Below are 14,744 nucleotides of genomic sequence, written 5' to 3'. Positions count from 1 at the left end.
CTGCGGTCGTGCGGGCCGCCCCTCGGCGGTCGGTCACCGGCCTCCCGATTCCCGGTCACACCACAGCCACCTATCTTGTGCCCATGACCAGGATCCTGCACGAACCGTCCGGTGAACCGAACCCGTTGCGCGCCCTGGGCCTCGAGCTCCTGCGACGCCGTACGAGCATGAAATGGCGCACCTATCCCGACGACGTGCTGCCGCTGTGGGTGGCCGAGATGGACGTGCCGCTCGCCGAACCCGTCGTGCGCGCCGTCACGGACGCGCTCGCCATCGGGGACACCGGCTATCCCGCGGGCACCGCCTACGCCGAGGCGCTGGCCGACTTCGCTCAGAAGCGGTGGGGGTGGGCCGGGCTCGCCGTGGAGCGCACGGCGATCGTGCCGGACGTGATGCTGGGTGTCTTGGAGATGATCAGGCTGGTGACGGGGCCCGGGGGCGCCGTGGTGGTCAATCCGCCCGTGTATCCGCCGTTCTTCCAGTTCGTGACGCACATGGACCGGCGGGTGGTCGAGGCTCCGCTCGGCCCAGACCTGCGGATCGACTTCGGCACGCTGGAGGAGACCTTCCGGCAGGCCGTGGCGGGCGGACGGCGGGCCGCGTTTCTGCTGTGCAGCCCGCACAACCCGACAGGCACCGTGCACACCGCCGCGGAACTGTCCGCCGTCGCCCGTCTCGCCGAGCGGTACGGCGTGCGCGTGGTCGCCGACGAGATCCATGCGCCGCTCGTCCTCGCCGGGGCCGACTTCGTGCCGTACCTGAGCGTCCCGGGCGGCGAGCGCGGCCTGTCGCTGATGTCGGCGTCCAAGGCGTGGAACCTCGCCGGGCTCAAGGCCGCCCTCGCCGTCGCGGGACCGGCGGCCGCCGCCGACCTCGCCCGGCTGCCCGAGGAGGTCAGCCACGGCCCCAGCCATTTTGGCGTCATCGCCCACACCGCGGCCCTGCGCGAGGGAACCGCCTGGCTGGACGCCGTGCTGGTGGGCCTCGACGACAACCGGCGTCTGCTCGCCGACCTGCTCGGCGAGCACCTGCCCGCGGTCGACTACCGACCCGGCGAGGCCACCTACCTCGCCTGGCTGGACTGCCGCGCGCTCGGCCTCGGCGACGACCCGGCGGACGTCTTCCTGCACCGCGGCCGCGTCGCTCTCAACTCCGGGATCCCCTTCGGCGCGGGGGGCGTCGGGCACGTACGGCTGAACCTGGCCACGTCACCGGAGATCATCACGGAGGCGGTACGGCGGATGGCCGCCGCGCCGGGGTGAGCGGGGCCTGCCTACACTTCCGGCCATGGACGACTCGTCACTGGACCGGCTCGGGGCCGGCAAGTATCTGCTGATCACCAGCTACCGCAGGAACGGCACCCCGGTCCCCACCCCTGTCTGGGTGGTCGCCGACGGTGACGCGCTCGGCGTCTGGACGGTCGCCGACTCCTGGAAGGTCAAGCGGATTCGGAACCGCTCGGACGTTCTCGTCGGCCCCTGCGACCTGCGCGGCAACCCCACCGGCGAGCAGGTCCCGGCCACCGCCGAGATCACCGACCCGGCGACCACGGCACGCTATCGGCAGCTCATCGCCCGCAAGTACGGCGTCGTGGGCCGCCTCACGCTGCTCGGCAGCCGGCTGAGGCGCGGACCGAACGGCACCGTGGGGATTCGCGTGACGCTGACCGGCTGAGGGACGGTCCGTCAGGTCCAGGCCCGGTACGGCTCGTCGAGCAGCTGGAACACCGGCTCGCCCCGCACCGGGTCCTTGGCCGTGGACAGCCGTACCCGGTCCCCGCTGTGGATGCCCACCGGCGGGCCCATGACGCGACCCCGCACCACGAACCCCTCGGACATCTCGATCAGGGACACATTGCGCGCCGCAGGCGTGTTGCGGTGCACGACCGTGCTGTGGCGGACCGTGCCGGTGCCCTCGCTGCGTTCCGTCCGCAGGTCACTGCCCTGGCAGACCGGACACAGCAGCCGGTGGTACATGGCGGTGCCGCACCATGTGCAGCGCTGGTAGAGCATCGCGTCCGTGTCCTGGGCCGTGGGGTCGAGGACGCCCGCCGCGGAGCCGGATGCCTGCTGAGTGACGCTTCCTGAGTGGTGGTACACGCTGGTCAACTCCCTGCGCTCGGCCGGAGATCCGCGTGCACGCCGCACCGTGCACGCGGGTGCGCGGTTCGCCGTGCCACCGTGCACGGCCACAGCGTATGGCACTGAGTGTCACTCGTAAAGACACTCCGTACCCTCAGTTTCTGCGACCCGTCGTCGGGATCAGTCGCGGGTCAGCGTGGATTCGATCTCCTGCACCACACGCCACAGCGGCGCCCCACGCCGGGAGACGACGACCACCACGTCCTCGGGCCGCTCGTCGGCCGGGGGCGGGGGAGCGGTGCCGAAGGCGGACTGGACCAGACCCAGTGCGTGGTCCATCGCGGCGGTCGCGTCGCCCTGCCCGTCCGAACGCAGCCAGGAACGCAGGGCGTTGTTGTGCGCCGCGACCACCGCGGCCGCGATCACGTCGGCCCGCAGGTTCCCGTCGCGCCGGCTCGCGAAGCGTGCGCGCAGATACTCGGCGAGGGCGCGCTCGTAGCGCCACACCACGGACAGTTCGTACGCGCGCAGGCCGGGCACCTTCTTGGTGAGCCGATAGCGCTGCACGGAGAAGGCCGGGTTCTCGGCGTACAGGCCCAGCACCAGGCGGGCAGCGTCGCAGACCCGCCCGACCGGCTCCTCGTCCCCGGTGCCGGCCGCGAGGAAGGCCGTCATGTCGGCCAGGCACCGTTCGTGGTCGGGGAAGACCACGTCCTCCTTGGAGGGGAAGTAGCGGAAGAAGGACCGCCGCCCGACTCCCGCGAGGGCCACGATGTCGTCGACGGTGGTCTGTTCGTAGCCTCGCTCCAGGAAGAGCTGGAACGCCGCCGCGACCAGGGCTTCCCGCATCGGCGGCTTGGCGTCGGCCGCCCGTGCCTTGGAGTCTCGGCCGGGGGACGTGCTGCTGGAGCTCATGGACGGAAACTAGCACCCGGGCTGCTGTGATGGCACTCAGTGCATCGATCTCAGGGAACTGAGTGCCGCGCGACCTCCCGGCGCCCTCAGTCGCCGGCCGACTCGCCCTCCTGGTCGGCGGACGCGGACAATCGCGCCACGGCCGCGGCGACCTCGTGCTGCACCGTTTCGGGCAGCGGATCCCCCTGTACGGCGGTCACCAGGTCCTCGGCCAGGCGATGGAGCTTGGTGTTCGTGTGCTGCGACACCGTCACCAGCACCTGCCAGGCGTCCTGCGGGCTCAGACCGAACGTGGCCATCAGAACCCCGCGGGCCAGATCGATGGTCGGCCGGGTCTGCATGGCCCGGCGGAGCTGGACGACTTCGACCCCGAGGGCGTGCTCGCCGTCTCCGTCGCCGTCGGAGTTCTCGGACCCGGGCATGAACAGCGGCAGAGTGCCCGTCAGGGTGAACAACCGCTCGGTGCCGGGTCCGACGGTGCGGATCGTCACCGTCTTGCCCTCCGCCACGGCCTGCTCGCGGACGCCGAGCAGGACGTTGAGCGCCGAGCAGTCGCAGAAACCGACACCGCTCAGGTCCAGGTCGATGCCCTCGGCCGCCGCCCCGAGGGCGTCGCGGAGGGCGGCCCGCAGTTCGTCGTCGACCTGCAGACCCAGCTCCCCGCGTACCACCACGACTGTGCGGGTGCCGTCGGGGTGGGTGTCGATCGACAGTGCCTGCGGCCGCAGCGTCGCGGAGATGCTGTCCGCCCTGGTGGGGGCGGAGAGTTCAGCTGTGGGGGGTTGCGGGGAGAACGGAGACTCCGGCATGGCCGACGCTCCCTCGGATTTCCTGCTTGCCGTCGTCTCCAGAGTCTTCGTCTACCTGGAGGACGTCAAGGGATACGTGAAATGAATTTCGCGTTTTGATATGCGGGAACGTTCGGTCGTATGGTTGGAGCATGGGTGGAGTGCCTGAGCCGCATACCGGATGGACGTTCCTCACCAATCACGCCCGTGTGCTGGCCGCCATCGCCGATGACCACAACGCCCGCGTGCGCGACATCGCGGCGCACTGCAGGCTGACCGAGCGCGCTGTGCAGAAGATCATCGCGGATCTGGAGCAGGCCGGATACCTGTCCCACACGCGTGCGGGGCGCAGCAACACGTACCGCATCGAGCCGAGCAAGGTGCTGCGTCACCCGGCCGAGGCGGGGCTGACCGTGGCCTCACTGCTCGCCCTGCTGGCCCGTGACGAGGCCCGCCGCGCCCGGGGTTCGGCGGACAGCGGGGCGACCGTCGGCGACGGTTGAGCGCGGATCGAGCATGGTGCCGCCGGGCAGCTCGACGGCGCTGAACCGGGATCCGCCCCTCAGCGCCCGGCGTTGTGCTCCACCAGCGCCTCGGTGACCGCCCGCACGCTGCGCGCGATGTGCTGGAGCTGGAGTACCTCGGCGGCGTACAGCTTGATCGTGTGCTCGATGACCGACTCCGGCATGCCGAGCCTCGGCAGGTCGGCCCGGGCGGTCTGCAGGGCGGTGCGGGCCACCCGGATCTCGTGCTGCACCTGGATCTGGGCGTGGCGGGCGAGCAGCACGGGGTGGCGGATCAGCGCCGGATAGCCGGCGTAGCGCGCCGGCACCAGCTCACGCAGCCACTTGGCCGCCGAGCGCTCCCAGTCGTAGCTGCCGGGGGTCTTGACCTGGCACGGCCAGTCCGGGCTGATGCGCGTGGACGTCAGGGGCATGATCATCGCTTCCGGTGTGCTGCGTCGCAGAGGGCGGCCCGACGGGTGGGGCGGCCCCGGTCTAGGGGAGTGACCGGGACCGCCCCGGGTGCGGATCCGCGAGCAGTATTTATATATGCCGATCGCTTTGCAAGGCGTATGAAAACATTCATGCGTGATTTGTTGTGGATGATCCGCTTGTGATGCCTTACGGCGTGGGTGAGCCGAGGGGCGGATCAGTCCCGCAGGAAGAACTGGTGCTGGTCCGAGACCTGTTCGTACGCCTCGAGCCGCGCCTGTGTCCGTTCCGGGTCGGCGTCGGTCATCGCCTGCAGCAGCGCGGCCGCCATCACGCCCGGCGCGGCATAGGAGTCGAACACCAGGCGCGAACCCGTCCCGGTGGCGAAGGTGACGTCCGCCTCGTCGGCCACCGGGCCGAGCGCCAGGTCGGTGATCAGGGCCACGTGCAGCCCGGCGCCGCGCGCCAGACGCACCGCGGCCAGTGTCTCCTGGGCGTGCCGGGGCAGGGAGAACGCCAGCACCCAGGTGCCGCCGGCCTCGCGGGACTGGAGCAGCGCGTCGTAGGCGACGCTGCCGCCCAGGGTCACCAGCCGCACGTCCGGATGGATGCGGCGCGCGGCGTAGGCGAAGTACTCGGCCAGCGAAGCGGAGATGCGCAGGCCCAGAACGGTCAGCGGGGTCGACTCCGACAGCTTGCGGCCGATCTCGATGACCTGGTCGGGGTCGGCGAAGTCGCGGCGGAGGTTCTCCAGGTTCTCGATCTCGGCGTCGACCGCCGCCTGGAGTTCGTTGCCACGCTCTTCCTCGGCCGCAGCGGGGCCGCCCGCGAGGGTGCCGAGGGCGATCGACTGGAGTTTCTCCCGTAGCGCGGGGTAACCACTGAAGCCCACCGCGGCGGCGAAACGCGTCACCGACGGCTGGCTGACGCCGACGCGGTCGGCGAGATCGGTGATCGAGAGGAACGCCGCTTCGGTGATGTGCTCGATCAGGTACTGGGCGATCCGCCGCTGACCCGGCGACAGTCGCGGCCGGTCGAACAGCGCCCTGAGCTGGGAAGTCGGGGCAGCCCCCGGCTCGGTGGCGGTCTTCCCCGAGGTGATCGCGGATGCCTGTGCGCGTGCCTGCTGCGGCGATGGCACCGGTGCGCCTCCTTTGCTTCCCACGGAGCTTCAACATAGCTCACGGACCGTGGCGATCAGGGGCGCACATTACTCGTCGGCGCCGGCCGTGTTACCGGCGGTACAGAGTGATCGAGTGCCCGACCTCGTCGACCGGCCGGCTGCTCGCGATCAGCTCGGCCAGCCGCCCGGTGGCCGTGGCGGCCGCCGAGTCGGACACGACCAGCAGCCCGTGCACTTCGTCGGCGGGCACCCGGCGCGGATCGGCCGCCTCGATGCCGTAGAACGAGGGCACCCCGCTGCCCTTGTGCACGAGCCAGATCCGCTCGCCCCCGTGGCGCTCGCGCAACCGGTCGGCGAGCCGGCCGAGGTCCTGTCCCCAGTCCACGTTGGAGTCGTGGAGCCGCAGACGGGTCTTCTCCGGTCCGCCGAACGCCTCGTTGGAGTACGGCAGGTAGTAGGGGTACGCACGTAAGGAACTGACGGCCACGAAGATCACCAGCGCCCCCGTCACCGCGGGGGTCCACCGCCGTCGCAGGAGGAGGACGCAGCCGGCTGCCACCGCGAGGAACATCGGCAGGAAGACGGCGTACCGGGTGCCGAAGTCCCGGGCGCCCTGCATGGCCGAGACCAGCAGTACGGCTGCGGGGGCGAGCAGATACGGCGCGGCCGGCCGCAGTCGCCGTACCGCCACCACCGTCACGGCCCCGGCCGCCCAGAGGACGAGCATGGCGAGCGGGGTCTTCACCAGCAGCGCGGCCGGCAGGTAGTACCGGAGCGAACCGGTGTACTGACGGCCGAACAGGAAGCCCCGCCACGGCTTGTTCTCCAGCCCGAACTGGATACGCATCCCGTCCCGGTACGCCTCGGGGAACGGAAGCAGGTCGACCAGGTGACCGCGCAGCCCGTGAACGGCCGGCACATGCTGCCGGGGCGTCCAGCGCAGCGACGGATCGACCGCGACGTACGCGGCCCATACGACGGCGACGGCGGCCAGCGTCATCAGCGCGGCGCCGAACAGGACAGCCCGCGGCCTCGGGCGCGTGCACCTGACCGACAGCACGGCCAGGACCAGCAGCGCCGGAACCGCCGGGAGCGCGCTCATCTTCGTCGCCAGGGCCGCCCCGAGCGCCGCGCCCGCAAGCGGCAGGTACCGCCACGGCCGATGTCTGGCCCGCCACAGCAGCCACACCGCCGTCAGCAGGAACCCGGCCGTCGGAACGTCCAGCGTGGCCAGCGAGCCGTGGGCGATGACGTCGGGGGAGAGGGCGTACAGGGCGAGCGCCGCCAACCCGCCCGCCCTGCCCGCAAGTTCACGTGCGAAGGCGAGCACCACGAGCCCGAACAGCAGCGTCAGCACGATCACCGGCAGCCGGGCGAACAGCATCAGCCGCCAGGGATCGTTGCCGGACTCGTACAGCAGATGCCGCCCGAGCGCGGCCTGGCCGCTCTCGAAGGAGGAGTCGAGGTGCGGATCGGCGAGGGCCGCCCCGACGCCGATGACCAGCTTGCCGAGCGGCGGATGCTCCGGGTTGTGGCGCAGTTCGTGCTCGCGCAGGTACACGGTGCCCGTGCCCACGTAGACGGGCTCGTCGATCGTCGGCGTCTGCTGCGCGGCGCCGGTCACCGTGGCGACGGCCATCTGGCCCAGCAACAGGGCCGCGACCAGCGGCGCCAGCCACCGCTTGCGGCTGATCCAGTGCCGGACGTGCGTCATCATCCGCCCCGCGGAAGTCGTACCGACAGACCGTCTGCCGTGCAGTGGGGTACGGCGCGCAGCGTGCCGGAGTTCAGCTCGAACCGGTCGGGGGAATGCCTGACGCGGTCAGCGTGTCCGCGTTTCGCGAGACGCTGGTCTCCCCGAGGAAAGGGGCGAACCGACGTGCATCTCCCTTATCAGCGAGGCCCGTTGCGCGATCTGCCGGACACACCGGAGGCCTACGACGCCGTTCTCGCGGACGTCGCCGAGCAGGCGCTGGCGCGGATCACGCGGGACGGCAGCCTCGAACACCCGGCGGCCGTTCTCGACGTCGGCGACACCTCCCTGGGTGTCACGTCCCTGCCCGCGCTCGCCCGGCAGCGCGGCAGGGACCCTCGGCTGTCGCCGGCCGTGCGTCGCAGCCTCGCCTTCCACCTGCGCGAACGGGTGTTCCGGGAGGACAACCCCGGCTATCCGAACCTCAGGATCCGCGACTCGGGTCTGCCGTACGCCCGTTACGTCCTCGAGCCGGGCGCCCACCCGCACGGCGACTGGCCGAGCACGGTGTGGGCGCTGCTCCAGGCGGTCGACGTGCTCGACACGGCCGGCGGACTCCTCGACGACGAACCACGCCTTCAACTGCTCGAGTTGGCGGTCGGATACTGGAGCTGGCTGACCGAGGCCACCTTCTTCAACCCGCAGGAGGCGGCCAACCAGGCGATCGGCTGCGTGGTCGCCGGCCTGATGCTGGCCCGTCATCTCCCGCCCGCACAGGCGGAGTCGGTCCGCGCACGCGCGATGCGTCTGTACACCGAGGAGATCCGCGTCCACCGCATCCGTGACCGGGGTGCGCTGCTGCCGCCCGAGCACGGCGGGGCGTACGACAACAACTACGGTCCCATCTCCCTGTCGTTCCTCGCCCAGGCCCACCGGAGCGGCCTGCCGGGACCCGGTGACCGGCTCACACGCCCGACCGGTTTCCGGCCGCCGAAGACCTCCGGGCACGCTAGCCGGTGGGCACGACCAGGTCCGCCCGGTCCCGTGTCGTCGCCACCAGGTCGGCATTGCGCTGGTCCGGGCCCAGTACCCACGCCCGCGCCTGATCGGGGCCCTTGCCGAACTCCTCGTGCCGGGCGATCAGACGGCGGATCCGCTCGGGCTCGGCCAGTTCGCAGAACCACACCTCGTCCAGCTGGGGTCGCACGCGCGCCCACGCCCCCGTGTCCAGCAGCAGGTAGTTGCCCTCGGTCACGATCAGCCGGGCGGTCGGCGGCACCGGGATCGTCCCCGCGATCGGCTGTTCCAGGACGCGTTCGAAACCGGGCGCGTACACGATGCCGTCATCGGCCTCGTCGTGCAGGCGCCGCAGCAGCGCGGCGTACCCGGCGGCGTCGAAGGTGTCGGGCGCGCCCTTGCGGTCCCGGCGGCCGAGCCGGTCCAGCTCGGCGTCGGCCAGGTGGAAGCCGTCCATGGGGACGTGGGCGACCCATGGCCGGCCGGTGCCGTTCAGGTCCCGCACCAGGCGCTCGGCGAGGGTCGTCTTGCCCGCGCCGGGGCTGCCGGCGATGCCGAGGACGGCCCGCCGGCCGGGCGCTGCGAGGGCCCGGGCACGGGCCAGGAGGTCATCGAAGGTCACCGGCACACAGCAGAGTGTGTCATCCGGGTGTGCGGCGATGAATTCCGGGACCGCGGGGAGTCGGACCAGAGTGAGGAGAAAGGAGTTGAAGGGTCATGACGGACGACGAACAGCAGATCCGCACCCTCGTCACCGGGTGGGCAGACGCCGTCCACCGCGGCGACCTCGACGCGGTCCTCGCCGACCACACCGAGGACATCGTCATGTTCGATGTGCCCCCGCCCCACGAGGGCATCCACGGACTCGCCGCGTACCGCGCCAGCTGGCCGCCGTTCTTCGAGTGGCAGGCCCAGGGCGCCTCCTTCGAGATCGAGTCCCTGGACGTCACCGCGGGCACCGACGTCGCCTACGCGCATGCGCTGCTGCGCTGCGGCACGCCCCAGGAACTCGCCGAACGGCCCACCCTGCGTCTGCGGCTCACGCTCGGCCTGCGCAAGGAGGACGGCCGCTGGCAGGTCGCGCACGAGCACCACTCGTTCCCGCACGACTGATCCCCCCGCGCGGGGAACCCCTTCCGGTATGACGGAGCTCGGTCTTCCCGAAGCAATCCTGGCCTGCCTGTTCGATCTCGACGGAGTCGTCACCAGGACGGCCGTCGTGCACGCGGCCGCCTGGAAGGAGACGTTCGACGCCTTCCTGCGCGACCGTGAGGGTGAGCATTTCCGGCCGTTCGACGCCGTCGCCGACTACGACGAGTACGTCGACGGCCGTCCCCGCGCGGACGGCGTCCGCACCTTCCTCGCCTCCCGCGGCATCCACCTGCCCGAGGGCCACCCGGACGACCCGCCGGACGCCCCGACGGTGCACGGCGTCGGCAACCGCAAGAACGACCTCCTCCTGGAGAAGATCCGCACCGGCGGCGTCGAGCCCTACGACAGCACCCTGCGCTACATCGAGGCGGCCCGCGCCCAGGGCCTGCGCACCGCGATCGTCTCCTCCAGCGCCAACTGCCGTGCCGTACTGCGTGCGATCGACGCCGAGGGCCTGTTCGACGTACGGATCGACGGCGTGGTCGCCGCCGAGCGCAAGCTGCCGGGGAAGCCGCGGCCGGACACCTTCCTGGCCGCCGCCCACGACCTCGGCGTCGAGGCCGGGCGGGCGGCCGTCTTCGAGGACGCGCTGGCCGGCATGGACGCGGGCCGCGCGGGCGGATTCGGGTATGTCGTCGGCGTCGACCGCGCCGGACAGGCCGACGCGCTCTACGCGCACGGCGCGGACATCGTGGTGAAGGATCTCGCCGAACTGGGGAGCACACCGAACGCCCGCTGAACCGGCGTGTGGCCGTATGCAGCGCTGCGCATCCCGTCCGCGTGGGTTAGTTTTTGCATGTTTTCCCTGATTTCCGCCCCCGCGTCCGCGGACTGCAGGAGGGCGTCAGCAACCCTGTGAGCCGTGGGGAGGGGCAGGACGATGGCCGACAGCGTGCGCGTCACCCGGGCCGGCGCGCTGCGTCCGGGTTCGCCCAGCGCCCCGGCGGCCGTGGCGCTGATCACGGTCGCCGTCCTCACCGCGCCGGACGGCTCCCCGCCGAAGTACGCCCGTTCCTGGACCGTCCACGGGGCCGAGGGGCTGCGGGTGCACGTCGCACCGGCGCCGTGTGGGGGCCCGGCCGCATGACGCCCGAGCAGTACGCCGTCCCCCTCACCCGCCGACGGGCCTTATGGCAGACCCTCCTCACCCTCGCCGTCCTGGTGGCCGTCGGCCTCCTCGCCCGGCGGCACTGGCCCGTGCTGGAGACCGGCGTCGGCCGGCTCGCCGTCGCCGACCCCGGCTGGCTGCTGGTGGGCGCGACGGCGGTGGCCGCGACCTGGCTGTGCTCCGCGCTCGCGCTGCAGGGCGCGGTGCCCCAGCCGCTGCCCGCGGGGCGGCTGGTCGCCGCCCAGTTCGCCGCCTCGGCGGCCAACCACGTGCTGCCCGCGGGCCTCGGGGCGGGCGCGGTGAACCTGCGCTTCCTGATGCGCTGCGGCCTTCCGGCAGCCCGATCGCTGACCGCGCTCGCAGTCAAGACCGCGGCGGGCGGGCTCGTGCGCGGCACCCTGATCGCCGTACTCGCCCTGGCCTGCCCGGGGTTGCTGCGGCTGCCGCACGTTCCCGGCGTGTTCGTGGCAGGGGTACTCGCCGCAGTCTGCCTCGCGGCGCTGCCGGCCGGCCGGCTCTGGCCCCGGTGCAGAAAGCTCCTGGCGACGGTGTCGGCGGACGTCCGGGCCGTGCACGCCCTGCCGCAGCGGGCGGCCGCCCTGTGGGGTGGCTCGCTGGCCTTCGCCGCGCTGCACGCCGTCGCTCTGGTCGCCGTCGCCCAGGCCGTCGACCTGTCCCTGCATCCCGCCCGGGTGGCCCTCGTGTACCTGGCCGCCAGCAGCGCCGCCGCCCTGCTGCCCACCCCGGGCGGCCTCGGCTCCCTCGACGCGGTCCTCGCCCTCGCCCTCACGGCCGCGGGAGCGCCGGGAGCGGCGGCGGCGTCCGCGGTCCTCGGCTACCGGCTGCTGACCGTGTGGCTGCCGCTGATCCCGGGCCTGCTGGTGCTGGCGGTACTCGTCCGGCGCAAGGCCCTGTGACGGCGACGGCGTTTCCCGTCCGCCCGCTTCAGGTAGGAGTCCGGTTGTCGACCCATGGACGAGGGGGAAGTGGTATGGCAGGACACGAGAGCGGCGGACGTCTGGGGGAGGAGTTCCTCACTCCCGGCAGCTCCTCCTTCACCGAGTTCCTCGCGGCGCACCGCCCGGCGCTGCTGCCCACTCGCCCGCCCTTCCCCGACGGCGTCCGGGCGGCACCGGAGCAGTTCCCGCACGGCACCACCGTCCTGGCGCTCGCCTACCGCGACGGGGTGATGGTCGCCGGGGACCGCAGGGCCACCATGGGCAACGTCATCGCCCAGCGCGACCTGGAGAAGGTGCACCCCGCGGACGACTACACCGCGGTGGCCTTCGCGGGCACCGTCGGGCTCGCGCTGGACATGGTGAAGCTCTATCAGGTCGAGCTGACCCACTTCGAGAAGATCGAGGGCATCCCGATGACCCTCAGCGCGAAGGCGACCCGGCTCGCCGGGATGATCCGGCAGAACCTCGGCCAGGCCATGCAGGGCCTCGCCGTCGTCCCCCTCATGGCCGGTTACGACGTCAGGGCCACCGAGGGCGAACGGGGCCGCATCTTCAGCTTCGACGTCGCCGGCGGCGCGTACGAGAAGCGGGACTTCCACGCCGAGGGCTCCGGTTCGCCGTACGCGCGAGGCGCGTTGAAGAAACTGTTCCACCCGGGCATGTCCCGGCGCGAGGCCGCCCTGGCCGCGCTCCAAGCGCTCTACGACGCGGCCGACGACGACTCCGCGACCGGCGGCCCGGACATCAGCCGCCGCATCTTCCCCATCGTGTCCGTCATCACCGAGGACGGGTTCGAGCGCATGCCCGCCGCGGAGACGGAGGAACTCAGCCGCGAGATGGTCGAACAGCGCCACAGCCGACCGGACGGGCCGACCGCGGCGCCGTGACCGGCCACGGGTCACACCTCGTGGGGAGCGAAGCCGACCGCTGTGCACTGCGAGCACTTCATGCCCATGCCCCGCACTGTAGGGCCGGCCGGGCGGGATGCGGGGGTCACTTCGTGCGGACTTCCAGCAGGTGACCAACGAAGGCCTGCGCCCCGACACCACGAAGGAAGCGGTCGCCGACGACAAGGGCGTCGACGCCGGCGCCGCGGGCGCCGAGGAGGCCGCCGTGCACGTCGTCGACGACGACACCACTTGACCGGTGTCCCCTCAGTCCGCGATCCGGTCGATCTGCCGGAGCTTGTTGGTGGCGTCCAGGGCGGCCACCTTGTAGGACTCCGCCAGCGTCGGATAGTTGAACACCGCATTGACCAGATAGTCGACCGTGCCGCCGCACCCCATCACGGACTGACCGATATGGATCAGCTCGGTCGCCCCGGAGCCGAAGCAGTGCACACCCAGCAGCGTGCGGTCCTCGGGGGAGACCAGCAGCTTCAGCATCCCGTGCGAGTCCCCGACGATCTGCCCCCGGGCCAGCTCCCGGTAGCGGGAGATCCCGACCTCGAACGGCACCCGGTCCTCGGTGAGCTGATCCTCCGTCCGCCCCACGAAGCTGATCTCCGGGATCGTGTAGATGCCGATCGGCTGGAGGTTGTGCATCCGACCCACGGGCTCCCCGCAGGCGTGGTACGCCGCCGCCCGCCCCTGCTCCATCGACGTGGCGGCCAGTGCCGGATAGCCGATGACGTCACCCACGGCGTAGATGTGCGGCACCTGGGTGCGGTAGTGCTCGTCGACCCTGATCCGGCCGCGCGCGTCCGCCGACAGGCCGGCCTTGCCGAGGTCGAGGTCGTCGGTCAGACCCTGCCGGCCCGCGGAGTACATCACCGCGTCGGCCGGGATCTTCTTGCCGCTCTCCAGCACGGTGAGGGCGCCCCGGGGATGACGCTCGACGGCGGCGACGGTCTCCCCGAACCGGAACGTCACCGCGAGGTCCCGCAGGTGGTACTTCAGCGACTCGACGACCTCCACGTCGCACATGTCGAGCATCCCGGCCCGCTTCTCGACCACCGTCACCCTGCTGCCGAGCGCGGCGAACATCGAGGCGTACTCCATGCCGATCACGCCCGCGCCGACGATGACCATGGAGCGCGGGACCCGTTCGAGGGCGAGGACATTGTCCGAGTCCATGATCGTCCGCCCGTCGAACTCGACGCTGCCGGGCCGGGCGGGCCGGGTGCCGGTGGCGATCACGATGTGCTCGGCGCCGATCAGCCGCTCATGGCCGGTGACCTCGCGCAGCGCCACGGTGTGCGGGTCGACGAAGCGGCCGGTGCCGGAGAACAGGGCGACGTGGTTGCGGGACAGCTGGCTGCGGACGACGTCGACCTCGCGGCCGACCACGTGCTGGGTGCGCGCGGTCAGATCCGCGACCGTGATGTCCTCCTTCAGGCGGTAACTCTGCCCGTAGAGGTCGCGCTGGGTGAGGCCGGTCAGATAGAGCACCGCCTCGCGCAGTGTCTTGGAGGGAATGGTGCCGGTGTGGATGGAGACCCCGCCGACCATGTCGGGGCGGTCGACGACGGCGACCCGGCGGCCCAGCTTGGCCGCGGCGATGGCGGCCTTCTGGCCACCCGGGCCGGATCCGAGGACGAGCATGTCGTAGTCGGGCACCCTCCGGAGTCTGACAGCCCGGACACCTCTTCGATAGGGTGAACGGTCAACCGGCGCTACGGTCAACTGCCCGAAGGCCCACACCAGTCGAGAGGCGTGCACGCATCGCCGGCAAACGCGTCCGAGGTCCCCCCGGAAGCCCCTAGGGCAGCAGCTTGTCGATGGCCGCCGGTCCCTCGCGGTCCAGCTTGCGCCGGGCCCATTCCAGGTTCTTCGGGGTGAGGTCCTTGCCCGAGGCAAGCACCACGTCCTCCGGCGACACGTCCGTGCCGGTGCGGATGTGGAGCAGGGCATCCGGGGTGACGCGGTCCGTGACCGGCTTGGACGCGTCGGGCTGTGGCGTCGACATGATCTCTGCTCCTCCGGTCCGGGGTTGTGCTGCGAACCCGGTGCGGTCATCGGGTCCACTAACACC

17 protein-coding genes and 2 pseudogenes are annotated in these 14,744 nt (G+C 71.7%); 10 read left to right on the top strand and 9 right to left on the bottom strand.

Annotated features, from left to right (window positions below; translation table 11 throughout):
• The first annotated feature begins 83 nt into the window (after positions 1-83).
• Positions 84-1,262, top strand: a complete 1,179-nt coding sequence (locus tag ACKTSN_RS02830) for a MalY/PatB family protein (RefSeq protein ID WP_409467616.1) — start codon at positions 84-86, stop codon at positions 1,260-1,262.
• Positions 1,263-1,287: 25 nt separating this feature from the next.
• Positions 1,288-1,674, top strand: coding sequence for a PPOX class F420-dependent oxidoreductase (locus ACKTSN_RS02825; RefSeq protein ID WP_409467615.1), 387 nt, complete (start codon positions 1,288-1,290; stop codon positions 1,672-1,674).
• A gap of 11 nt (positions 1,675-1,685) precedes the next feature.
• On the opposite strand, the gene ACKTSN_RS02820 is transcribed toward ACKTSN_RS02825, so the two are convergent.
• The 3 genes from ACKTSN_RS02820 to ACKTSN_RS02810 all read right to left on the bottom strand — a co-directional run bounded on the left by ACKTSN_RS02820 (position 1,686) and on the right by ACKTSN_RS02810 (position 3,805).
• A complete protein-coding gene (locus ACKTSN_RS02820) occupies positions 1,686-2,099 on the bottom strand; it encodes a Zn-ribbon domain-containing OB-fold protein (protein ID WP_224736269.1) in 414 nt (137 codons plus the stop codon).
• A gap of 162 nt (positions 2,100-2,261) precedes the next feature.
• Complete coding sequence (locus ACKTSN_RS02815; RefSeq protein ID WP_409467614.1) at positions 2,262-2,996, bottom strand: TetR family transcriptional regulator; 735 nt, start codon at positions 2,994-2,996, stop codon at positions 2,262-2,264.
• An 86-nt stretch (positions 2,997-3,082) separates the two neighbouring features.
• The gene (locus tag ACKTSN_RS02810) at positions 3,083-3,805 is read right to left on the bottom strand and encodes an ANTAR domain-containing protein (protein WP_409467613.1); all 723 of its coding nucleotides are present in this window, start codon (positions 3,803-3,805) and stop codon (positions 3,083-3,085) included.
• A gap of 131 nt (positions 3,806-3,936) precedes the next feature.
• Between ACKTSN_RS02810 and ACKTSN_RS02805 the strand changes: the two genes are divergently transcribed.
• Positions 3,937-4,287, top strand: coding sequence for a MarR family transcriptional regulator (locus tag ACKTSN_RS02805; RefSeq protein ID WP_409467612.1), 351 nt, complete (start codon positions 3,937-3,939; stop codon positions 4,285-4,287).
• Between the two features lie 59 nt (positions 4,288-4,346).
• On the opposite strand, the gene ACKTSN_RS02800 is transcribed toward ACKTSN_RS02805, so the two are convergent.
• The 3 genes from ACKTSN_RS02800 to ACKTSN_RS02790 form a co-directional block, all read right to left on the bottom strand.
• Complete coding sequence (locus ACKTSN_RS02800; protein ID WP_224736273.1) at positions 4,347-4,727, bottom strand: hypothetical protein; 381 nt, start codon at positions 4,725-4,727, stop codon at positions 4,347-4,349.
• A 209-nt stretch (positions 4,728-4,936) separates the two neighbouring features.
• Positions 4,937-5,860 carry a MurR/RpiR family transcriptional regulator gene (locus ACKTSN_RS02795; protein ID WP_409467611.1) on the bottom strand — a complete coding sequence of 308 codons (924 nt, stop codon included), beginning with the start codon at positions 5,858-5,860 and terminating at the stop codon, positions 4,937-4,939.
• A 91-nt stretch (positions 5,861-5,951) separates the two neighbouring features.
• The gene (locus tag ACKTSN_RS02790) at positions 5,952-7,556 is read right to left on the bottom strand and encodes a glycosyltransferase family 39 protein (protein WP_409474718.1); all 1,605 of its coding nucleotides are present in this window, start codon (positions 7,554-7,556) and stop codon (positions 5,952-5,954) included.
• 165 nt (positions 7,557-7,721) lie between these two features.
• On the opposite strand from ACKTSN_RS02790, the pseudogene ACKTSN_RS02785 reads away from it, so the two are divergent.
• Positions 7,722-8,471 (top strand): annotated as a pseudogene (locus tag ACKTSN_RS02785) (hypothetical protein); the annotation flags it as partial.
• Between the two features lie 73 nt (positions 8,472-8,544).
• On the opposite strand, the gene ACKTSN_RS02780 reads toward ACKTSN_RS02785, so the two are convergent.
• On the bottom strand, positions 8,545-9,180 hold the full coding sequence (locus tag ACKTSN_RS02780; RefSeq protein WP_409467610.1) for a nucleoside/nucleotide kinase family protein: 636 nt from the start codon (positions 9,178-9,180) through the stop codon (positions 8,545-8,547).
• An 89-nt stretch (positions 9,181-9,269) separates the two neighbouring features.
• Here ACKTSN_RS02780 and ACKTSN_RS02775 point away from each other — a divergent pair, with 89 nt between their 5' ends.
• The 6 genes and pseudogenes from ACKTSN_RS02775 to ACKTSN_RS02750 all read left to right on the top strand — a co-directional run.
• A complete protein-coding gene (locus ACKTSN_RS02775; RefSeq protein WP_409467609.1) occupies positions 9,270-9,665 on the top strand; it encodes a YybH family protein in 396 nt (131 codons plus the stop codon).
• Positions 9,666-9,693: 28 nt separating this feature from the next.
• Complete coding sequence (locus ACKTSN_RS02770) at positions 9,694-10,443, top strand: HAD family hydrolase (protein WP_409467608.1); 750 nt, start codon at positions 9,694-9,696, stop codon at positions 10,441-10,443.
• Positions 10,444-10,584: 141 nt separating this feature from the next.
• Positions 10,585-10,791, top strand: coding sequence for a hypothetical protein (locus tag ACKTSN_RS02765; RefSeq protein WP_409467607.1), 207 nt, complete (start codon positions 10,585-10,587; stop codon positions 10,789-10,791).
• On the top strand, positions 10,788-11,729 hold the full coding sequence (locus ACKTSN_RS02760; protein ID WP_409467606.1) for a lysylphosphatidylglycerol synthase domain-containing protein: 942 nt from the start codon (positions 10,788-10,790) through the stop codon (positions 11,727-11,729). Before ACKTSN_RS02765 ends, ACKTSN_RS02760 begins: the two co-directional genes overlap by 4 nt.
• Before the next feature lie 74 nt (positions 11,730-11,803).
• A complete protein-coding gene (gene prcB, locus ACKTSN_RS02755; protein WP_409467605.1) occupies positions 11,804-12,658 on the top strand; it encodes a proteasome subunit beta in 855 nt (284 codons plus the stop codon).
• Between the two features lie 139 nt (positions 12,659-12,797).
• Positions 12,798-12,914: pseudogene (locus ACKTSN_RS02750) on the top strand (DUF5709 domain-containing protein); the annotation flags it as partial.
• A gap of 11 nt (positions 12,915-12,925) precedes the next feature.
• Here the strand turns inward: ACKTSN_RS02750 and sthA are convergent.
• Together sthA and ACKTSN_RS02740 are read right to left on the bottom strand one after the other, a co-directional pair.
• Positions 12,926-14,329, bottom strand: a complete 1,404-nt coding sequence (gene sthA / locus ACKTSN_RS02745; protein ID WP_409467604.1) for a Si-specific NAD(P)(+) transhydrogenase — start codon at positions 14,327-14,329, stop codon at positions 12,926-12,928.
• Between the two features lie 142 nt (positions 14,330-14,471).
• The gene (locus ACKTSN_RS02740; protein ID WP_409467603.1) at positions 14,472-14,678 is read right to left on the bottom strand and encodes a hypothetical protein; all 207 of its coding nucleotides are present in this window, start codon (positions 14,676-14,678) and stop codon (positions 14,472-14,474) included.
• Positions 14,679-14,744 lie beyond the last annotated feature (66 nt).

The sequence above is a fragment of the Streptomyces flavusporus genome, assembly GCF_046267975.1.
GTDB lineage: Bacteria > Actinomycetota > Actinomycetes > Streptomycetales > Streptomycetaceae > Streptomyces > Streptomyces flavusporus.
This window is presented reverse-complemented; position numbering and strand designations above follow the sequence as displayed.